Source organism: Afifella sp. JA880 (genome assembly GCF_025379905.1).
In the GTDB taxonomy this organism is placed as follows: domain Bacteria; phylum Pseudomonadota; class Alphaproteobacteria; order Rhizobiales; family Afifellaceae; genus Afifella; species Afifella aestuarii.
In genome coordinates this window covers 653,091-674,119 of record NZ_JAOANH010000003.1, presented here as the reverse complement: position 1 = coordinate 674,119, position 21,029 = coordinate 653,091, and the positions used below count along the sequence as shown (strand labels likewise).

General features: G+C 63.4%; 17 protein-coding genes and 1 pseudogene. 10 read left to right on the top strand and 8 right to left on the bottom strand.

Annotated features, from left to right (window positions below; genetic code table 11):
* Positions 1-2 precede the first annotated feature (2 nt).
* Complete coding sequence (locus NYQ83_RS16135; protein ID WP_092811799.1) at positions 3-704, bottom strand: response regulator transcription factor; 702 nt, start codon at positions 702-704, stop codon at positions 3-5.
* Positions 705-997: 293 nt separating this feature from the next.
* On the opposite strand from NYQ83_RS16135, the gene NYQ83_RS16130 reads away from it, so the two are divergent.
* The gene (locus NYQ83_RS16130) at positions 998-2,611 is read left to right on the top strand and encodes a phosphoenolpyruvate carboxykinase (protein WP_261216220.1); all 1,614 of its coding nucleotides are present in this window, start codon (positions 998-1,000) and stop codon (positions 2,609-2,611) included.
* A 139-nt stretch (positions 2,612-2,750) separates the two neighbouring features.
* Positions 2,751-4,223, top strand: coding sequence for a gamma-glutamyltransferase family protein (locus NYQ83_RS16125; protein ID WP_261215840.1), 1,473 nt, complete (start codon positions 2,751-2,753; stop codon positions 4,221-4,223).
* A gap of 4 nt (positions 4,224-4,227) precedes the next feature.
* Here the strand turns inward: NYQ83_RS16125 and NYQ83_RS16120 are convergent, their stop codons facing one another.
* The 6 genes from NYQ83_RS16120 to rph form a co-directional block, all read right to left on the bottom strand.
* The gene (locus NYQ83_RS16120; protein ID WP_409977017.1) at positions 4,228-4,839 is read right to left on the bottom strand and encodes a tRNA (guanine(46)-N(7))-methyltransferase TrmB; all 612 of its coding nucleotides are present in this window, start codon (positions 4,837-4,839) and stop codon (positions 4,228-4,230) included.
* A gap of 88 nt (positions 4,840-4,927) precedes the next feature.
* Positions 4,928-6,097, bottom strand: a complete 1,170-nt coding sequence (gene metK, locus NYQ83_RS16115; protein ID WP_261215838.1) for a methionine adenosyltransferase — start codon at positions 6,095-6,097, stop codon at positions 4,928-4,930.
* Positions 6,098-6,250: 153 nt separating this feature from the next.
* Entirely contained in the window at positions 6,251-8,407 is a 2,157-nt protein-coding gene (locus NYQ83_RS16110) for a transglycosylase domain-containing protein (protein WP_261215836.1), read from the bottom strand.
* An 86-nt stretch (positions 8,408-8,493) separates the two neighbouring features.
* A complete protein-coding gene (hemW, locus tag NYQ83_RS16105; protein ID WP_261215835.1) occupies positions 8,494-9,651 on the bottom strand; it encodes a radical SAM family heme chaperone HemW in 1,158 nt (385 codons plus the stop codon).
* A gap of 6 nt (positions 9,652-9,657) precedes the next feature.
* Positions 9,658-10,308 carry an RdgB/HAM1 family non-canonical purine NTP pyrophosphatase gene (gene rdgB, locus NYQ83_RS16100; RefSeq protein ID WP_128290377.1) on the bottom strand — a complete coding sequence of 217 codons (651 nt, stop codon included), beginning with the start codon at positions 10,306-10,308 and terminating at the stop codon, positions 9,658-9,660.
* The gene (rph, locus tag NYQ83_RS16095; protein ID WP_128290378.1) at positions 10,308-11,021 is read right to left on the bottom strand and encodes a ribonuclease PH; all 714 of its coding nucleotides are present in this window, start codon (positions 11,019-11,021) and stop codon (positions 10,308-10,310) included. The genes rdgB and rph overlap by 1 nt, the downstream gene beginning before the upstream one ends.
* 130 nt (positions 11,022-11,151) lie before the next feature.
* On the opposite strand from rph, the gene hrcA reads away from it, so the two are divergent.
* The 3 genes from hrcA to pyrE all read left to right on the top strand — a co-directional run bounded on the left by hrcA (position 11,152) and on the right by pyrE (position 13,758).
* The gene (hrcA, locus tag NYQ83_RS16090) at positions 11,152-12,213 is read left to right on the top strand and encodes a heat-inducible transcriptional repressor HrcA (protein WP_128290379.1); all 1,062 of its coding nucleotides are present in this window, start codon (positions 11,152-11,154) and stop codon (positions 12,211-12,213) included.
* 107 nt (positions 12,214-12,320) lie between these two features.
* Complete coding sequence (grpE, locus tag NYQ83_RS16085; protein ID WP_128290380.1) at positions 12,321-13,004, top strand: nucleotide exchange factor GrpE; 684 nt, start codon at positions 12,321-12,323, stop codon at positions 13,002-13,004.
* 190 nt (positions 13,005-13,194) lie between these two features.
* Positions 13,195-13,758, top strand: a complete 564-nt coding sequence (gene pyrE / locus NYQ83_RS16080) for an orotate phosphoribosyltransferase (RefSeq protein WP_261215834.1) — start codon at positions 13,195-13,197, stop codon at positions 13,756-13,758.
* A gap of 21 nt (positions 13,759-13,779) precedes the next feature.
* Here pyrE and NYQ83_RS16075 read toward each other — a convergent pair.
* A pseudogene (locus tag NYQ83_RS16075) lies at positions 13,780-14,387 on the bottom strand (alpha-ketoglutarate-dependent dioxygenase AlkB family protein).
* A gap of 291 nt (positions 14,388-14,678) precedes the next feature.
* Here NYQ83_RS16075 and dnaK point away from each other — a divergent pair.
* The 5 genes from dnaK (at position 14,679) to ahcY (ending at position 21,003) form a co-directional block, all read left to right on the top strand.
* The gene (gene dnaK / locus NYQ83_RS16070; RefSeq protein WP_128290383.1) at positions 14,679-16,604 is read left to right on the top strand and encodes a molecular chaperone DnaK; all 1,926 of its coding nucleotides are present in this window, start codon (positions 14,679-14,681) and stop codon (positions 16,602-16,604) included.
* A 350-nt stretch (positions 16,605-16,954) separates the two neighbouring features.
* On the top strand, positions 16,955-18,094 hold the full coding sequence (gene dnaJ / locus NYQ83_RS16065; RefSeq protein WP_234629956.1) for a molecular chaperone DnaJ: 1,140 nt from the start codon (positions 16,955-16,957) through the stop codon (positions 18,092-18,094).
* A 172-nt stretch (positions 18,095-18,266) separates the two neighbouring features.
* Complete coding sequence (locus NYQ83_RS16060) at positions 18,267-18,770, top strand: class I SAM-dependent methyltransferase (RefSeq protein ID WP_164879497.1); 504 nt, start codon at positions 18,267-18,269, stop codon at positions 18,768-18,770.
* Entirely contained in the window at positions 18,770-19,348 is a 579-nt protein-coding gene (locus tag NYQ83_RS16055) for an NADPH-dependent FMN reductase (RefSeq protein WP_261215832.1), read from the top strand. The genes NYQ83_RS16060 and NYQ83_RS16055 overlap by 1 nt, the downstream gene beginning before the upstream one ends.
* 254 nt (positions 19,349-19,602) lie before the next feature.
* On the top strand, positions 19,603-21,003 hold the full coding sequence (gene ahcY / locus NYQ83_RS16050; protein WP_261215830.1) for an adenosylhomocysteinase: 1,401 nt from the start codon (positions 19,603-19,605) through the stop codon (positions 21,001-21,003).
* Positions 21,004-21,029 lie beyond the last annotated feature (26 nt).

Sequence of the window (21,029 nt, the reverse complement as noted above, 5' to 3'; positions counted from 1 at the left end):
TCTCATGTCTCGCGGAAGCGATATCCGACACCGTAGAGGGTCTCGATCATGTTGAATTCGTCATCGACCGCCTTGAACTTCTTGCGGAGCCGCTTGATGTGGCTGTCGATGGTGCGGTCATCCACATAGACCTGATCGTCATAGGCCGCATCCATCAGCGCATTGCGGCTTTTGACCACGCCCGGCCGCTGAGCCAGCGCAAAAAGAATCAGGAATTCGGTGACGGTCAGGGTCACATTCTCGTTATTCCACGTGCAGGTGTGGCGCTCCTGATCCATGACAAGGGCGCCGCGCTCCAATGTCTTCGAGCTGTCGCCGGTGCGTGCAGGGCCCATTTCCTTCGGCTGGGCACGGCGCAGGACGGCGCGCACCCGTTCAACCAGAAGACGCTGCGAGAACGGTTTCTTGATGAAATCGTCGGCGCCCATCTTGAGGCCGAAGAGCTCGTCGATCTCTTCGTCCTTCGAGGTCAGAAAGATCACCGGGAGGTCGGTCTTCTGTCGCAGTTTGCGCAGGAGCTCCATGCCGTCCATGCGCGGCATCTTGATATCGAGGATGGCAAGGTCCGGCGGAGCCTGCGTCAGCCCATCGAGCGCGGAGGCGCCGTCGTTGAATGTGGTGACGCGATAGCCTTCCGATTCCAGCGTCATCGCCACGGAAGTCAGGATGTTGCGATCGTCATCCACGAGTGCGATGGTCGCCATGGGGTGATGCTCCTACCGGTGGTTTGCGGCGCCAAAGACTGCGCCTGCGCCGCTCTTGTGACAGAATGCGAACGAATTGTGGCAGGTTGCACAAAAAATGCCGTTGCGGAACATGAGAAATCTGTAAGGTTCCGTAACTTAAAAGATGCCTGCCGTCGCAGGGACACAACTGCGAATTAGGGATCAGAGTTGCAAATGTCGCTCTTGCGACTGCGCATAGCACCCGTCTATGCAGAAACAGGGGTAGCCGGCTCCGGGGGGATGTCCGGCTCAAAAACATATAGGAGTGAATGGTGGAGGAGAGTGGCAAGCGCAACCCCGCATGCGGGGTCGAAGCTGTTGGGCTTGATAGGGTCAAAAGGGTTTTCTGGAATCTTCCGCAGGCGGAGCTTGCCGAGCACGCCATCCGGCGCGGCGAAGCCCGCTTTTCTTCAGACGGCGCGGTCGTCGCCACGACCGGCAAGCACACCGGTCGGTCGCCGAAAGACAAGTTCATCGTTCGCGACGAGAAGACGGAAAACACCATCTGGTGGGGCGGCAATGGCGCCATGGAGCCGGAGGCTTTCGAGCGTCTGCGCGAGGACTTTCTCGCCCATGCCGACGGGATGACGCTCTATGCGCAGGACATGTGCGGCGGCGCCGATCCGGTGCATCGCCTCAATGTTCGCGTCTACACCGAGCTCGCCTGGCATTCGCTTTTCATTCAAAACCTTCTGCGCGTACCGGACGCGGAGACCCGCGCCTCCTTCCTGCCGGAGTTCACGGTCATCGATCTGCCAAGCTTCAAGGCCGATCCCGAGCGGCATGGCTGCCGCACCGAAACCGTTATCGCGGTCAACTTCTCGAAGAAACTCATCCTCATCGGCGGGTCCGCCTATGCCGGCGAGATCAAGAAGTCGGTCTTCACGCTTCTCAACTATCTCCTGCCGGAGAAGGGCGTGATGCCGATGCATTGCTCGGCCAACGAGGCGGACAATGGCGACGTCGCCATCTTCTTCGGCCTGTCGGGCACCGGCAAGACGACCCTGTCGGCCGATCCTGAGCGCACGCTCATCGGCGACGACGAGCATGGCTGGAGCGAGAACGGCGTCTTCAATTTCGAAGGCGGCTGCTATGCGAAGACGATCCGGCTTTCCGCAGATCAGGAGCCGGAGATCTACGCAGCGTCCACCCGCTTTGGCACGGTCCTGGAAAACGTCGTCCTCGACGAGGACACCCGCAAACCCGACTTCGACGACGGATCGCTGACGGAAAACACGCGCTCGGCCTATCCGCTCGACTATATCGCCAATGCGAGCGAGACGGGCATGGGCGGCCAGCCCAACCACATCGTCATGCTGACCTGCGACGCGTTCGGCGTTCTGCCGCCGATCTCCAAGCTCTCGGCCGAGCAGGCGATGGTGCACTTCCTGTCCGGCTATACCGCCAAGGTGGCGGGCACCGAACGTGGCGTGACGGAGCCGGAGGCGACCTTCTCGACCTGCTTCGGCGCGCCCTTCATGCCGCGCCTTCCCGCCGTCTATGGCGACCTTCTGCGCGAGCACATCAACAAGCACGCCGTGACCTGCTGGCTGGTCAACACCGGCTGGAGCGGTGGTCCTTACGGCATCGGCAAGCGTATGCCGCTGAAGCTGACGCGGCGGCTTCTGGAAGCCGCGCTCGAGGGCACGCTGGAGAAGGCGCCGATGGAGAAGGAGCCTGTCTTCGGCCTCGAGATCCCGACCGAGCTCGAAGGCGTCGATGGCAAGGTTCTGCATCCGCGAGAGACCTGGAGCGACAAGGCCGCCTACGACCGTCAGGCCGAGAAGCTGCTGGAAATGTTCTCCGAAAACTTCAAGCAGTTCGCCGGCGACGTCGATGCAGAGGTTCTGGCCGCCGCCCCGCGTCTGAAAGACGCCGCCGAATAGGCGACGCTGTCATCTTTGTTGTCACGGCCGGCGTATCGTAACGGTGCGCCGGCCGTTTTGTATCCGGCTTCGGGACCCGTCCAGTTTATCCCTGTGCCGGGTCATCGTTTCGGTCTCACCTGCGGCTTAGCGAGGCTTCATGGGCAAAGAGCAGGCAAAGGGCGCCGTCGCCTGCGGCCATCGTGAGACGGCGGCCGCCGCTGTCGCCATTCTGTGCGAAGGCGGCAATGCCGTGGACGCCTGCATCGGGGCGCTGCTGACCGCCTGCGTCACCGAACCCATCCTTGCCGCGCCGGGTGGCGGCGGCTTTCTCATGGCCTATGACGGCGCGCAGCCACATCTCTTCGACTTCTTTTGCGACGCGCCCCTCGCTTTGCCGCCCGACGGAGACATCGATTTTTTCGAGATCCATGCCGATTTTGGTGAAACCACCCAGTCCTTCCATATCGGCGCCGGTGCGGCGGCAACGCCCGGTTTTCTTGCCGGGATCGCGGCCGCCTCAGAAAAGCTCGGCCGCCTGCCGCTTAATGATCTCGTGGAGCCCGCGATCGCAGTCGCCCGCAAAGGCGTGACGATCGAGCCATTGCAGGCGCGCATGTTCGAGATCGTCGAACCGATCATCACGGCGGATAAAGACGTGCGCCGGCTTTTTGCCCCCTCGGGGCGCCTTTTGCGGGCCGGCGACGTCTTCCGCAACGAGGCGCTCGGCGAGGCCTTCCAGGAAGTCGGAGCCGGGCGCCTTGCCACGCTCGAGGCGGCGATGATCGAGCAGTGCACCACGCATGGAGGCCTGCTCGAAACCTCGGATTTCCGCCGCTATCAGGTGCAGGAGCGCGATCCGCTTGCGCTTGCCCTCGGCGAAACCACGCTTTTCCTCAATCCGCCCCCATCACTCGGAGGCAGTCTTTCGGCGATCGCGCTCCAGGCGCTCGTCCGGCAGGCCCGGAGCGACGCGCCCGCCAGGCTGACAGCTCTCAGGGAGATGGAGAAAGCGCGTCTTTCCGGAAATTTCGACGCGCTTCTTGCAGATCGGGACGACGATGGTTCGACAAGCCGCGTCGTCAGCCGCGGCACGACGCATGTGAGCGTCGTCGACCGCGCCGGCATGGCAGCCGCTGCGACCGTCTCCAACGGCGAGGGCAACGGCCGGATGGTGCCGGGAATGGGCTTCATGCTCAACAATATGCTGGGCGAGGAGGATCTCAATCCGAAGGGCTTCCACGCCTGCGAGGCGGGCATGCGCCTTGCCTCCATGATGGCGCCGACGCTGGCGCTCGGCCCGGATGGCGAGATCACCGCCTTCGGCACGGGAGGATCCTCGCGCATCCGCACGGCAATCTTCAACGTCGCTGCCAACCTCTTTCTGGAACATGCGGATGCGGACACGGCCGTGTCGGCGCCGCGCCTGCATTTCGAGAACGGGCAGCTCGACGTGGAGGCGGCCGGCGAGCGCGCCGATCTCGCACGGCTCAGAGACATCGAGCCGGAGCTCAGGGCCTGGCGCGAGCGCTCGCTTTATTTCGGCGGCGTGCATGTCGCCGAAAATGACGGAAAAGGCCGCTTTTCCGGTGCCGGCGACGCACGTCGCGGCGGCGTCTTCGCCCGCGCCTGAGGCGCTAGATTTTTCGGAAGGTCAGATAGGCGGGCCGGCGCCCTTCCCGCAACGCCTTCGCCTCGTAGCGCGTGCCGGGCCAGCCGGGATAGGGCTCGCGCCAGTCCGCCACCGTCTCGGCCGGCCATGCGAAGCCGCCATGGCGCAGGACGCGGATCATCGTCCAATCGACGTAAGAAGGGATGTCGCTTGCAAAGCGAAAAACCCCGCCCGGGCGCAGCACACGATAAATGCGCGCAAGGTTTTCGGCATTGACGAAGCGGCGCTTCCAATGCCGCCGCTTCGGCCAGGGGTCGGGATAGAAAAGATCGACGCGCGACAGGCTTTGTGGTGGCAACCAATCGAGAAGGTTGGCCGCATCGCCGTCATAAAGGCGGATGTTCGCCAGCTCTTCGCCTTCGATCGCGGCGACGGCCTTCGCCATGCCGTTCACGAAAGGCTCGACACCGAAAAAGCCTGAGGACGGCGTCTTGCGGGCTTCGTGGATCAGATGCTCGCCCCCGCCGAAGCCGATCTCCAGACGCAGATCCTCGACGCCAGCCGCAAAAAGCCCTGACAGATTGTCGGGTGCCGGCTCGCTCAGACCGAGGGCGAGCTGCGGCAAAAGGCGCTCCATGAGCGCCTCACGATGGGCGGTAAGCCTCTTTCCCTTGCGGCGGCCGTGAAGCGAGCTTGTGGTCGGCCGGTCCGCGGCCGACCCATTCTCAGAGCGCGTCGCGGATGCTGTCGGCGAGATCGGTCTTTTCCCAGGAGAAGCCGCCATCTGCCTCCGGCGCCCGGCCGAAATGACCATAGGCCGCCGTGCGGGCGTAGATGGGGCGGTTGAGCTGCAGGTGCTGGCGGATACCGCGTGGCGAGAGATCCATCACCTTGTTGATCGCATGTTCAATGTCGGAGGCACGCACATTCTTCGCCGTCTCGTGCGTATCGACATAGATCGACAAGGGCTTGGCGACGCCGATCGCATAGGAGACCTGGATCGTGCAGCGCTCGGCGAGATCGGCCGCAACGATGTTCTTGGCGAGGTAACGCGCCGCATAAGCCGCTGAGCGATCGACCTTGGTCGGATCCTTGCCGGAAAAGGCACCGCCGCCATGGGGGGCCGCACCGCCATAGGTGTCGACGATGATCTTGCGTCCGGTCAGGCCGCAATCGCCGTCCGGGCCGCCCACCTCGAATTTGCCCGTCGGATTGACGTGCCAGGTGGTCTCGTCGTTGATCCAGCCTTCCGGCAGCGCCTCGTAAACGAAGGGCTCGACGATCTTGCGCACGTCCGCGGAGGTCAGGCCTTTGGCATGCTGCGTCGACACTACGATGGAATGCACGCCGACCGGCACGCCGTTTTCATAGCGCACCGTCACCTGCGATTTGGAATCCGGCATCAACTCCGGCGCACGGCCGGCGTGACGCGCTTCCGCCATCAGGTGGAGGATCTTGTGCGCATAAAGGATCGGCGCCGGCATGAGCTCCGGCGTCTCGCGGCAGGCGAAGCCGAACATGATGCCCTGGTCGCCAGCACCTTCTTCCTTCGCCTCGCCCGCATCGACGCCCTGGGCGATGTCGGGAGATTGTTCATGAAGGAGCACGTCGACCTGACAATTCTGCCAGTGGAAGCCTTCCTGGTGGTAGCCGATGTCGCGGATCGCCTCACGGGCGCATTGCTCGACGACGGCTGCATCGACCTCGGGCGAGCCGCGCACTTCACCGGCAATCAAGACGCGGTTGGTCGTCGCCAGCGTCTCGCAGGCCACGCGAGCTTCGGGGAACTTTGCCAGATGGGCATCGACCACGCAGTCCGAAATACGGTCGCACACCTTGTCGGGATGGCCCTCGGACACCGACTCGCTGGTAAACAGGAAATGTTCTCGGGGCACGCACACGCCTCCTTTTAATATGGGAGAGCTACCCGAAGGCTGATCCGCACGGGCAGGAAGGTCGTTCGGTGGGTCTTGCCCGGGAGGAAGGTCGCCGTCAAGGTCGCTTTGCATGCGCGAGGCGCGCCTGTTGTCGCGATGACATAAATCCTTCTAATTGCCGAAGATACGGCCGAAGAATCCGCCAATGCCTCCCTGGCCGCCATTGCCGCGCTGCGGCCGCGACGGACCGGTCTGTGTGCGGTCGCTGTCGCGGTTGAGAATCCAGTCACGATATTGCGCATCGCCGCCGGATCCCGCGGCCGAAGGCTGTCCCGCCCCCGGATTTTGAGCAATCGCAGGGCTATAAAGCCCCTCGCCGGGCAAGGCCTCAACGGCAACGCCGCGATGCGCCGCTTTCATGAAATCCTCCCAGATCATCGACGGCACATTACCGCCCGAAGCCTTCTTGGTCGGCGAATTGTCGTCGTTGCCGACCCAGACGCCCGCCGTCAGATTGGCCGTGTAGCCAACGAACCAGGCATCGCGCCAATCCTGGCTGGTGCCGGTTTTGCCGCCGGCGGGCCAGCCGGGGATCTGGGCCTTGCGTCCGGTCCCGATCTCGATCGTCGCCTTCATCATCTCGTTCATCATCGCAACGGTGTGCAGATCCACGACACGTCCAAGCCCCGGGCTAGAACGCTGGAAGAGCGTTTTTCCGTCATCGGTGACGACACGTTCGATCGCGTGCGGGAGGACGGCGAAACCGCCATTGGCAAGAGGCGCATAAGCACCCGTCAGCTCCAACAGGCTCACTTCCGACGTTCCGAGAGCGATCGTGGCATTGGCCTTGAGGTCAGAACTGATGCCCATCCGGTGGGCCGTCGCGACGACATTCTGGGGTCCGACTTCGGCGGCAAGCTGCGCAGCGACCGTATTCAGCGAGCGGGCGAGCGCCGTCTTCAGCGTCACCGGCCCTTCGTATTTGTTGGAATAATTGTGCGGCTCCCAATTGCCGATCCGCACCGGCTTGTCGACGCGCACCGTCTCCGGCCTGAGACCCTGTTCGAGCGCTGTCAGATAGACGAACGGTTTGAAGGAGGAGCCGGGCTGGCGCTTCGCCTGAACCGCGCGATTGAACTGGCTCTTGTCGTAGGAACGTCCTCCGACCATGGCACGGATCGCACCGGTGCCATCGAGCGCCACCAGAGCCCCCTGATGCACGCCATATTTGTCGCCGTTCGCCTTCAGGCCTTCGACAAGCGCCGACTCTGCCTCGCGCTCCAGCGACAGATCGATGGTGGTGTAGACCGTGACGTCCTCATCGATCGCACCGACATAGGAAGGGAGTCGATCCATGACGAAATCGGCGACGTAGTTTTCCGCGTGAACGCGATGGCGCGAGGCGATGCGCGGCGGGTTCTCCTTGGCGTGCTTCGCCTGCGCGGCGGTGACAAAGCCTTCGCGCACCATCGCATCGAGGACGAGGCGGGCGCGCGCCTCGGCCGCGTCGAAATTGCGGTCCGGCTGATAATGCGACGGCGCCTTGACGAGACCAGCCAGCATCGCGGCTTCCGCCAGATTGAGATTGCTTGAATCCTTGGCGAAGAAGCGATGGGCCGCCGCATCGACACCATAGGCGCCCCCGCCGAAATAGACCCGGTTCAGATACATCTCCAGGATTTCGCCCTTGGAGTATTTGTGCTCCAGCCAGAGCGCCAGAAGCATTTCCTGGATCTTTCGCCGGATCGAGCGTTCGGGCGTCAGGAACATGTTCTTGGCAAGCTGCTGGGTGAGCGTCGAGCCGCCCTGCACGACACCGCCGGAGACGAGATTGCGCACGACCGCGCGGGAAAGACCGATCGGATCGACGCCGAAATGCTGGCGGAAGCGATGGTCCTCGATCGCGATGACCGCTTCGGGCACATAATCGGGAAGTTCGGAAAGCCTGACCGCCTGGCCGCCGGTGTCGCCACGATTACCGATGAGGGCGCCGTCGACAGCGAGGATGCGAACATTGGGCGGCCGCTCAGGCACCCGCCATTCCGACGTCGGCGGCATCTGGACGCCGTACCAGGCGATGATGCCGACGACGGCGATCAAGCCCCACACGGCCAGAACCGACCCCCAGTAGAGCGTCCGCCTCAGAAATCCGCCGCCGGATCCGCGCGCCTTTCTTCTGCGGGGCGCGGAGGAACGGCTTTTTGCCGTCTTGGCTTTCGGTTTGCGCTGCGACGTCCCACCGGCCGGCCGGTCGCGCGCCTCCACGCGGATGCCGCCGCTCTCGCCGAGCCGCGGCTCGACGCGCTGCTTTGCCTTCCGCCCCGCCATCAGATGTCCTGCACTGCCATAAGGATCCGGTGTAACGCTAAAAGCGGCAATTTAAGGCCGGGTTAACCACGACCTTAAGGCTCTCATCACGCTGCAAGATCGGCCACGACGGCATCGAGGACGACGAGACCGGCAGGCGTCGCGCGCAGACGTCCGTCCGGTTCGAGCTGCATCATGCCGTGCTCCACGAGGTCGTGGATCCGGCTTTCCTGCAGCGGGCGGCCGGCAAGCGCCTGATAACGCGCAAGATCGATGCCCTCGACGAGACGCAGACCCATAACGAGGAGCTCGTCCGCCTCCTCCTCCAGGCTCAGAAGACGGTCTTCGATCAGGCCGTTGCCCGCTTCTTCGACCCGGCTGCGCCATGTCTCCGGATGCGCCTCCGCCACGGTTGCAAAACGCCCGCCCTCACCGCGCACGCGGCCATGGGCGCCGGGACCGACGCCGACCCATTCGCCATAGCGCCAATAGGTGAGGTTATGACGGCTTTCCGCCCCAGGCCGCGCATGGTTGGAGATTTCATAGGCCGGCAGGCCGGCGGCAATCATCATCTCCTGCGTCAGCTCGTAGAAATCGGCCGAGGCGTCAGGATCGGGCAACGTGAGCTTGCCGGCCTGATGGAGGGCCGCAAACGGCGTGCCCGGCTCGATCGTCAGCTGATAAAGAGACAGATGATCGGCCGCAAAGCCGATGGCCTCGCCGAGCTCGCGCCGCCAATCGTCAAGCGACTGGTTCGAGCGCGCATAAATGAGGTCGAAGGAGAGGCGTGGAAAGATCTCGCGGGCGAGTTCGACAGCTGCAAGCGCCTCGGCGCGGTTGTGCAGCCGGCCGAGCGCCTTCAGCGACGCATCGTCGAGAGCCTGCACGCCGAGCGAGACCCGGTTCACCCCCTCTTTGCGATAGCCGCGGAAGCGTTCCGCCTCGACACTCGAAGGATTGGCCTCGAGGGTGATTTCGGCGTTTTCCGCAACCGGCCAGTTCGCGGCGACCGCCTCTAAAAGAGCGGCGACCGTCGCCGGCTCCATCAAGGACGGTGTGCCGCCACCGAAGAAGATGCTCGTCACCCGCCGCCCGCGCGTGCGTTCGGCAAAAAAGCCGAGCTCGCGGCGGAAAGCCGAAACGAAGGCCGCCTGGTCCACTTTCTGGTGCCGCACATGCGAGTTGAAGTCGCAATACGGGCATTTGGCCGCGCAGAAGGGCCAATGCAGATAGATGCCGAATTCCGTCTCCGCGGCCGGGATCATGCAGCATCAGCCTCCGTTGAGACCGAGACAGGCGACGGCGAACGCTTCGAACGCACGCGCCCGATGCGAAAGCGGATTGCGTTCACCGGGCTTCCAGCCGTGTTTTTCTTCCGCACTCATCTCGCCGAAGGTGCGCTCATGGCCCTCCGGCTGAAACATCGGATCGTAACCGAAGCCATGTTCGCCACGCGGCGGCCACACCAGCGTGCCCTCCACTTTTCCTTCAAAGCTCTCCACAACTCCGTCGGGCAAGGCGAGCGCCAGGACGCAGACGAAGGCTCCGCCGCGGGCCTCGGGCGTCACCGCCCCCTGCATCTGAAGCTTCTCCTCGATGTTGCGCATCGCCTGGGCAAAGTCCTTGTCCGGCCCTGCCCAGCGGGCAGAATAGATGCCGGGATCGCCATTCAGCGCATCGACCGTGAGGCCGGAATCATCGGCAAGTGCGGGAAGGCCCGCGGCGTCGCAGGCGGTGCGTGCCTTCAAAATCGCGTTCTCAGCGAAGGTCGAGCCGGTTTCCTCCGGCTCGATCAGACCGAGATCGGCCGCGGAATGAACCGTGAAGCCGAACGGGTCGAGGAGTGCCCGGATCTCGGCCACCTTGCCGGGATTGTGGCTCGCAACGACGAGAGGTCCGGGCTCCAAGGCCAGTTTCACCATCACTCGACTGCCATCTTCTGCAAATCGACGAGACGGCCGATGCCTTTGCGCGCCAGGCCCATGAGGGCGATAAGCTCTTCCTCGCTGAAGGGCTTGCCCTCCGCCGTCGCCTGCACTTCGACGAGATTGCCGCTGCCGGTGATGACGAAGTTCGCATCCGTTTCCGCGTCGGAATCTTCCGCATAATCGAGATCGAGCACCGGCTCGCTGCGATAGATGCCGCAAGAGATCGCCGCCACATGGTCGGTGAGAACCGGAGCCTTGACGATGTCGCGGGCGCGCATCCATTCGAGCGCGTCGTGCAGCGCCACCCAGGCACCGGTGATCGCCGCGGTGCGCGTTCCGCCATCGGCCTGGATGACGTCGCAATCGACGGTGATCTGGCGCTCGCCGAGAGCCTTCAGATCGACGACCGCGCGCAATGAGCGGCCGATCAGGCGCTGGATTTCCATGGTGCGGCCGCCCTGCTTGCCCTGGCTCGCCTCGCGGCGCATGCGATCGCCGGTCGAGCGCGGCAGCATACCATATTCGGCCGTCACCCAGCCGCGGCCACCGCCGCGCAGCCACGGCGGCACCTGCTCGGCGACACTTGCCAGACACATCACCTGCGTGTCGCCGAAGCGAACGAGGCACGATCCTTCCGCATATTTCGAAACCCGGCGCTCAAGCGAGACGGCGCGCATCTCCTCGGCGGCCCGTCGCGATGGGCGCATGAAATCCTCCTTCAAGAATGTGGGCCCTGTTACGCATTCCATCCGCCGACGGCAAGGCGAGTGCCTTGCGTGATGCCCTCGGCGAAGCAATATGAGGCATCAAAGGTGCCCCGGCACCGGGGAACGTCCCATGATGAAATCGGAAATGCTGACAGCTTTGGACGACCGTTCGCGGGAGATCTTTCGACGCATCGTCGAGAGTTACCTGGAACGCGGCGAGCCGGTCGGCTCGCGCAACATCAGCCGCCTTCTGTCGACGGCCTTGTCGCCGGCGTCCGTGCGCAATGTCATGTCGGACCTGGAATCCATGGGCCTCGTCTTTGCGCCGCATACGAGCGCCGGACGCATGCCCACGGAAATGGGCCTCAGGTTCTTCATCGATTCGTTTCTGGAGGTCGGCGGTCTCAGCGACAACGAGCGGCAGGCGATCGAAAAACAGGTGCGCACCGGCGACGGCGAAAAGAGCGTCGAATCGCTGCTGACGGAGGCGAGCCAGACCCTGTCGGGCCTGTCGGAAGGCGCCGGCGTGGTGGTTGCCGCCAAACAGGACCTGCGGCTCAAACACATTGAATTCGTGCGCATCGAGCAGGACCGGGCGCTCGTCGTGCTCGTGGCCGATGACGGCACGGTGGAAAACCGCGTCGTCAACGTGCCGCGCGGCCTGCCGACCTCGGCCCTGACGGAAGCCTCCAACTATCTCAACGCCCATATCCGCGGGCGCACGCTGGCGGAAGCGCGCGCCGAGCTCGAGCGCAAGCGCGAAGAGCGCCGACAGGCCATCGACGCCCTGTCGGAGACGATTATTTCGGAGGGGCTGGCGCAATGGTCGGGCCCGGCACAGGAGCCGGCCACCCTCATCGTGCGCGGCCGATCCAAGCTTCTGACCGATCTCAGGGCGATCGAGGATCTGGAGCGCATCCGCATCCTCTTCGACGACCTTGAGACCAAGACGGACATCATCCAGCTCCTCAACCTGACGGAAGAAGGCGAAGGAGTGCGCATTTTTATCGGCTCGGAGAACAAATTGTTTTCGCTCTCCGGCTCGTCGCTCGTCGTGGCGCCTTTTCGCGACAGCGGAGAACGCGTCGTGGGGGTGCTCGGCGTGATCGGTCCGACCCGGCTGAACTATGCTCGCGTCATTCCCGTGGTCGATTACACGGCGCAACTGATGACGCAGCTCATTCGCCGCTGAGAATGTGTGATTAGACATAGGTTGCGGGCCGGCGGGTTGATTTTCCCCGTGTGAGCCCTGATATGCCGCTCGACTTGAGATCACCTACGAGAGATCGAAGCTTCGCGATGGATACCGAAAAGCGTAACACCGAAACCAACGAAGCGCCGAGACAGGACAACGAGCCGCCGCTTGGCGCTGGCGCCGAATATGCAGCGGGCGCAGCAGAGGCCGCAGAGGCAGATGCCGCCGCGCAGGCTGCCGAGGACGCCGCCGCACAAGAGAGTGTGGAAGAGCTGATAGCCCGGCTGGAGGCGGAGAAATCCGACCTCACGGACCGGCTTTTGCGGGCTGCCGCCGAGGCGGAGAATCTTCGCCGGCGCGCCGCCCGCGACGTGCAGGACGCGCGTCGCTATTCCATGACCAAATTCGCGACCGACATGCTGCAGGTCGGCGACAATCTGCGCCGTGCGCTGGGTGCCGTCGACGAAAAGGCCTGGGGCACGGAAGATCCGGAGCTGAAGGCCCTGCTCGAAGGCGTGCAGATGACGGCGCGCGAACTCGACCGTATTCTGGAGCGCCATGAGGTCGTGATAATTCCGGCAATGGGCGAACGGTTCGATCCGCATCGCCATCAGGCGATGTTCGAGGTCCCGGATCCGAGCGTGCCGGCCGGCACCATCGTGCAGGTGGCCCAGGAGGGTTATATGATCGGCGACCGAGTTTTGCGTGCGGCCCTCGTCGGCGTCGCCAAAGGCGGACCGACCCCGGACAAGGCCGCCAATCAGGCGCCGAAGCCAGAGGCACAATAAGCGCCATTCCCACCGGATTTGACCAATGCGCCTCCTCGCAAGAGGGGGCGTTTTTTCTTTGTGCAGCGTCAGGCGGAGCGACCCGCGCTCGGCAGTGTTGCCGGCCGAAAGGCCTGCACAAATCCTTGCCCGACACGCTGAAGGCTTGACCCGCCGCCGGCTTTCCTGCCTTTCGGGAGGCGGAGGCGACATGGACGATCAAGCAGCACTTTTTTCTATCATCAAGGAACGCTCCTTCCGCCAGGGCGGCGAGTTCACGCTCGTCTCGGGGCGAAAGAGTACGATCTACTTCAACCTGAAACCGACGATGCTCGATCCGGAAGGCGCACGCCTCATCGGCGCGGCCGTCGCGGCAAAAGCGCACGAATTGAAGCTCGTCTATGTCGGCGGCCTCGCCATGGGTGCCGTGCCGCTCGTCTCGGCGACGGCGGCGATGAGCGCAGTTGCCGGCACGCCGGTGAAGGCGATCTTCGTGCGCAAGGAAGCGAAGGGCCACGGCACGCAGAGCCAGATCGAAGGGCTCGCAGAAGGCGAGAGCCTCACAGGCCAGTCTCTTCTCGTCGTCGAGGACGTCACCACCACAGGCGGATCGGCCATGCAGGCGATTTCGATCCTGCGTGAGGCCGGCGCCGAGGTGGAGCACGTGTTGACGCTCGTCGATCGGCAGGAAGGGGCGGAAGAGGCTTTCCGTCAGGCCGGCATCACGCTCCACGCTCTCTTCCGCAAGAGCGATTTCGGCAAGGATCTGGCATAGGCCCCTACGAGGGCGAACCTATTAGCTCTTCGTCACCCGCCGCAGCGTCAGATTGATCCGCCCGCCTTTCGGCAAAAGCGTCGAGGTGCCGGCGATGATCCGGTCGACACCGTGGAAGGCGAGACGCGCCTCGCCGCCCAGGACCAGTGCGTCCCCGGATTTCAGGCGCAACGAACGGGTCGGATCCTTGCGGCTGTGGCCACCGATGCGGAACACGGCCTCGTCACCGAGCGACAGCGAGACGACGGGCGCTGCAAGATCCTCTTCGTCGCGGTCCTGATGCAGGCCCATGCGCGTTCCCGACGCATAGAAATTGACGAGGCAGGCTTCCGGCGGCCTCGAATAGCCGCCGAGTTCCGCCCAGGCATCCAGAAGAACCTGTGGGATCGGAGGCCATGGCCGGCCCGTTTCGGGATGCGTCGGCTGGTAGCGATAGCCGGCGCGGTCGGACACCCAGCCGAGCGTGCCGCAATTCGTCATGCGCACCGAGAAGGGCTTGCCGGAGCGCGGCATGACAGGCGTGTAGAAAGGTGCCTCTTTCAGGAGCGCACGAAGATCTTCGACGAGCTGCTCCTGCGCGCCCGGTCGAGGAAGCCTGGCGCCAATTTGAAACCCTCAAGAGCCGTCATGCCGAATCTTTCAATCCAGACCTTCAGTGTTTTCAAACGCTTGCCAGCGAGCATGAGACCGCGTGGCAGCGGTGCCATCAATATCTCGGTCGGCCGCTCGGCTTGTGCAACCTCAGGGCCCTTCTTACTTGCGGCTCCGAAACCCCCTTCTTATATGACCGTCAACGCGCGGCGGAGAGCCAGCGCGAAAGGTTTTTCGAACGTCAGACCATGGGGGCTGGTGAAGGCGTTTTGCCTCGTGCGGATGCCAGAAGGGGTCCGGCCGGCCTGCCGACAAAGGAGTGATTGAACATGGCGAAAGTCATCGGCATTGACCTCGGCACGACGAATTCGTGCATCGCCGTCATGGACGGCAAGAATCCCAAAGTCATTGAGAATTCCGAGGGCGCGCGCACCACGCCGTCCATGGTGGCTTTCACGGAGGAAGACGAGCGCCTCGTTGGCCAGCCGGCAAAGCGCCAGGCCGTCACCAACCCGCAGCGCACGGTCTTTGCCGTCAAGCGCCTGATCGGCCGGCGTTTCGACGACCCGACCGTTGCCAAGGATCAGAAGCTCGTTCCCTACAAGATCGTGCGCGCCGACAATGGCGATGCATGGGTCGAAGCGAACAGCGAGAAATATTCGCCGTCGCAGATCTCGGCCATGATCCTGCAGAAGATGCGCGAAACGGCGGAAAGCTATCTCGGCGAGAAGGTCGAAAAGGCCGTCATCACCGTTCCGGCCTACTTCAACGACGCGCAGCGCCAGGCGACCAAGGACGCCGGCAAGATCGCGGGTCTGGAAGTTCTGCGCATCATCAACGAGCCGACGGCGGCTGCCCTCGCCTACGGCCTCGACAAGAACGACGGCAAGACCATCGCCGTCTATGACCTCGGCGGCGGCACCTTCGATATCTCGGTGCTGGAAATCGGCGACGGCGTGTTTGAGGTGAAGTCGACGAACGGCGACACCTTCCTCGGCGGCGAGGATTTCGACATGCGCCTCGTCGATTATCTCGCCGACGAGTTCAAGAAAGAGCAGGGCATCGACCTCAGGAACGACCCCCTCGCATTGCAGCGCCTCAAGGAAGCCGCGGAGAAGGCCAAGATCGAGCTTTCTTCTTCGCAGCAGACCGAGGTGAACCTGCCTTACATCACCGCCGATTCGTCGGGCCCGAAGCATCTCACGATGAAACTCTCGCGCGCCAAGTTCGAGAGCCTGGTGGATGACCTCGTGCAGCGCACGGTCGACCCGGTGAAGGCGGCGCTCAAGGACGCCGGCATCGCGGCCGGCGACATCGACGAGGTGGTTCTCGTCGGTGGCATGACGCGCATGCCGAAGGTCCAGGAAGTGGTGAAGAACCTCTTCGGCAAGGAGCCGCACAAGGGCGTCAATCCGGACGAGGTCGTCGCCATGGGTGCGGCCATTCAGGCCGGCGTGCTGCAGGGCGAGGTGAAGGACGTTCTGCTTCTGGACGTGACGCCTCTGTCGCTCGGCATCGAGACGCTCGGCGGCGTGTTCACGCGCCTCATCGACCGCAACACCACGATCCCGACCAAGAAGAGCCAGGTCTTCTCCACGGCCGAAGACAACCAGAACGCCGTGACGATCCGGGTCTTCCAGGGCGAGCGCGAGATGGCTGCCGACAACAAGATCCTCGGCCAGTTCAATCTCGAGGGCATTCCGCCCGCACCGCGCGGCATGCCGCAGATCGAGGTCACTTTCGACATCGACGCCAACGGCATCGTCAATGTCTCGGCGCACGACAAGGGCACCGGCAAAGAGCAGAAAATCACCATTCAGGCTTCGGGCGGTCTTTCCGACGAGGACATCGACAAGATGGTGAAGGAAGCCGAAGCCAATGCCGACGCCGACAAGAAGCGGCGCGAGGTGGTGGAAGCCAAGAACCAGGCCGAAGCCCTCATCCACGGCACCGAGAAGTCGCTGTCTGAGCATGGCGACAAGGTCGACGGCGAAACCAAGCAGGCGATCGAAACCGCGCTTGCCGAGTTGAAGGAAGCCGCCAAGGGCGACGACAAGGCCGACATCGAGGCGAAGTCGCAGGCCCTGGCGATGGCCTCCATGAAACTCGGCGAGGCCGTCTACAAGGCGCAGGAAGAATCCGGTGCCGAAGGCGGTGCGGAAGCCGCCGGCGAGGCCAGCGGCAACAAGGACGAGGATGTGGTCGACGCGGATTTCGAGGAAATCCAGGACGACGACCAGAAAAAGTCCGCGTAACGCCAATGATCGAGAGCCCGAGGCATCGCCTCGGGCTCGTCATTTTTGCCCGGTCCATGGCCATTGCTGCAATCTCCGCCGCGACTTCTCCCTTCCGCTGCACCTTTCGCGTGGATGACGGAGAAAATCGCGCGGGAACGCCGCAGGGAAAGCGTCTTTGCTTTTCGTCGGCTTGGCGGGCATCACGACTTGCAGTGGTAAATAAAAGCAATCGGCGCAACCTGCGCCCGTCTCGCATTGCAGCCGTCCGGCGCGCCCGCTACACGCAGGGAAAACGCAGCCGCGGCAAACTCGCTTTGCGGCCGGTGGGGGTTGTGCCTTTCGCATCAATCAAGAGGAGCGCCTGAGCCGTGGCCAAGCGCGACTATTACGAAGTTCTGGGCGTCGGTCGAGAGGCCGACGAGAAGGCTCTCAAATCAGCCTTTCGCAAAATGGCCATGCAATACCATCCGGATCGCAATCCGGGTGATGAAGAGGCCGAGCACCGCTTCAAAGAAATCGGCGAAGCCTACGAGGTGCTGCGCGACCCGCAAAAGCGCGCTGCCTACGATCGCTTCGGCCATCAGGCCTTCGAGAACGGCGGCTTCGGCCGCGGTGGCGGCGCCGGTGCCGGGGCTGCAGGCTTCGGCTCCTTCTCCGACATTTTCGACGATATTTTCGGAGAGTTCATGGCCGGCGGGCGCCGCTCCGGCGGACGCGAGCGCGGCTCGGATCTCCGATACAATCTCGAAGTCACGCTCGAAGAGGCGTTCAACGGCAAGACGGTGGAGATCGAAGTTCCGACCTCCGTCACCTGTGACATCTGCTCGGGTTCCGGCGCGAAGCCCGGCTCTTCGCCGACCACCTGCCCGACCTGCCGCGGCGCCGGGCGCATCCGCGCCACGCAGGGTTTCTTCCAGATTCAGCAGACCTGCCCGACCTGCCATGGCCGCGGCACCGTCATTTCCGATCCGTGCAGCAAATGCTCGGGCTCCGGGCGGCTTTCGGAACGGCGGACCCTCTCCGTCAACATTCCAGCCGGCATCGAAGACGGCACGCGCATCCGGCTTGCCGGCGAAGGCGAGGCGGGCCTCAGAGGCGGACCGGCGGGCGACCTCTATATTTTCCTGTCGATCAAGCCGCACGAATTCTTCCAGCGCGACGGAGCCGACATTTTCTGCCGCGTGCCGGTGTCCTTCACCACGGCGGCGCTCGGCGGTCAGTTCGAAGTGCCGACGGTCGAAGGCGGGCGCACGCGCGTGCGGGTGCCTGAGGGGACCCAGACCGGCAAGCAGTTCCGCCTCAAGGGCAAGGGCATGCCGATCCTGCGCTCGCGCAATTTCGGCGACATGTATGTGCAGATCGTCGTCGAAACGCCACAGAACCTGTCGCGGCGCCAACGCGAGATCCTCGAGGAATTCGAAAAGGCGCAGTCGGAAGACAACAATCCTGAATCCACGGGTTTCTTCGCCCGGGTGAAGGATTTTCTGGAATCCCTCGGCGACACATAAGTTTCATGGAAATGCCTGAAATGGGGGAAGCGGCGCATTACTTTATGTGTGCCGTGACAAGAGCATGAAAGGTCGAAAAATGGTCCAAACGGGGACGCCTTTAGCGGAACGGATCGAAGACGAATTCCGCTTCTTCAAGACTTGGGCCCAACGCCCTTTGAAAATGGGGGCGGTGTCGCCGTCCAGTCGCGCCTTCGCCCGCATGATGATCAAGCACGGCCGGCCCGATCCGGAAGGCTGGACATTGGAACTCGGGCCCGGCACCGGCGTCATCACCGAGGAGCTGATCCGCTCCGGCATTCCGCAGGAACGCCTCGTCTGCGTGGAGTTCGAGCAGCATTTCTATGAGCTGCTGAAGAAGCGCTTCCCGAGGGTCAATCTCATCCGCGGCGACGCTTTCGACCTTCAGAACACGCTCGGCGAATTTGCCGATACCGAGTTTTCGGCCGTGCTCTCCGGTGTGCCCGTGCTCCTCATTCCCGAAGAGAAACGGCGCCGGTTTATCGAAGACTGCCTGTCGCGCGTCCGCCCGGGCGGAAATCTGACCCAGCTTTCTTATTCCTTCACATCGCCGCAGAAGTCCGTTCCCGGCTCCTTCACGGTGGAGAAGTCGCCGTGGGTGGCTTTCAACCTGCCTCCCGGGCGGGTCTGGATCTTCGAAAAAGAGGCGGCCTGATGGCCATTCGGGTGCTGGTGCTGCCGGGCTCGCTGAGCTCCGGTTCGCTCAACACCCGGCTTGCCGCCGTCGCCACCAAGACGCTCGCTCTTCGCGGTGCAGAGGTGACGCGGGTGTCGCTCGGCGATTACCCTTTGCCGTTCTACGAGGGCGATGTCGACTTGCGGGGCGGTGTCCCGGAGAAAGCCCGCGCCCTCGCCCGGCAATTCCGGGCTCACGATGCCGTCCTGATTGTTAGCCCGGAAGACAATGCCGGCATCCCGGCCCTCTTGAAAAATGCCATTGATTGGATGGGCCGGGAGGACGTGAAGCCCTTCCGCGACCGCGTGTTCGCACTCGCATCCGCGTCGAGCGATCGGTTCGGCGGTCTTTGCGGCCTTCTCGCTCTGCGGCAGGTGCTCGAGGCAAGCGCGCTCGGCGCGCTCGTGATCCCCGAGCATTTTCTTTTGCCGGAGGCCGAAAACGCCTTCGACGAGCGTGAGGAGCTGAAGGACCGCACGGCATCGCGACGTCTCGACGGCGTCCTTCAGGCGTTGATGCAGCGTGCGGCTGCGCTCAAGCTCGCCCGTGAAAGCTGAACTGGGCTTCGCCCGATGCAACGCTCGCCAAGTTTCACCGAACCGGCGCGCATATTGAAACCGCGCGACAAAAGCCTCGGACTTCCTGCCGTTTTCGTATCGGTGCAGGGTCCGCCAGCTTTTGCGAGACAGCCCCGCGCAGGTTCCCTATCGTCAACTGGCGCTCGACAGAGGCAGAGCCCGCGACTTGCTGGCCTCTGCCCACCATGGTAACCGCGCGCCAAGCAACTGATCTTCCACAAGCCGAGAACCGAATGTCCCAGAACGAAGATTTCATCGTCAAAGATCTTTCGCTGGCCGATTGGGGCCGCAAAGAAATCGAAATCGCCGAGACCGAAATGCCGGGCCTCATGGCGCTTCGGGAGGAGTTCGGCGAATCGAAGCCCCTCAAGGGCGCGCGCATCGCCGGCTCGCTGCATATGACGATCCAGACGGCCGTCCTCATCGAGACGCTGGTCGCTCTCGGCGCGGAAGTGCGCTGGGCCTCGTGCAACATCTATTCGACCCAGGACCATGCGGCCGCCGCCATCGCCGCTGCCGGCATCCCGGTCTATGCGATCAAGGGTGAGACGCTTCCCGAATACTGGGATTACGCCGACCGCATCTTCGAGTGGCCGAACGGCGAAACCGCCAACATGATCCTCGACGACGGCGGCGACGCGACGCTTCTCGTTCTCCTCGGCGCGCGCGCCAAGGACGACCCGTCCCTCATCTCCGATCCTCAGAACGAAGAGGAAGAGGCGCTCTATGCCGTAATCAAGCGCCGGCTGGAGAAGGATCCTGATTGGTTCGTGAAGGTGCGGAGCGCCATCCGCGGCGTTTCGGAAGAGACCACGACGGGCGTCATGCGCCTCTACGACCTGCAGCGGAAGGGCCTCCTTCCCTTCCCGGCCTTCAACGTCAACGACAGCGTCACGAAGTCGAAGTTCGACAACAAATACGGCTGCCGCGAATCGCTCGTCGACGGCATCCGTCGCGCCACCGACGTGATGATGGCCGGCAAGGTCGCTCTCGTCTGCGGTTACGGCGATGTCGGCAAGGGCTCGGCGCAGTCGCTCAGGGGCGCCGGCGCCCGGGTGAAAGTCACGGAAGTCGACCCGATCTGCGCCCTGCAGGCGGCGATGGACGGCTTTGAGGTCGTCACGCTCGAAGAGGCGGCCCCGGAGGCCGACATCTTCGTCACCGCCACGGGCAACAAGGACGTCATCACGCTCGACCATATGCGCGCCATGAAGGACATGGCGATCGTCGGCAATATCGGTCACTTCGACAACGAGATTCAGGTCAGCGCACTGCGCAACCTGACATGGACCAATATCAAGCCGCAGGTCGACATGGTTCAGTTCCCGGACGGCAAGCGGATGATCCTCTTGTCGCAGGGGCGTCTCCTCAATCTCGGCAACGCCACCGGCCATCCGAGCTTCGTCATGTCCGCCTCGTTCACCAACCAGGTGCTGGCGCAAATCGAACTGTGGACGAAGTCGGAAAAGTACGAGAACCAGGTCTACGTGCTGCCCAAGCATCTGGACGAAAAGGTTGCGTCTCTGCACCTCAAGAAGCTCAACATCACGCTGACCAAACTGCGGCCGGATCAGGCGGACTATATCGGCGTCTCGCCGGAAGGGCCGTTCAAGGCCGACCATTACCGCTACTGATTCGTTTCAGCGAAGCGCTTCATCGG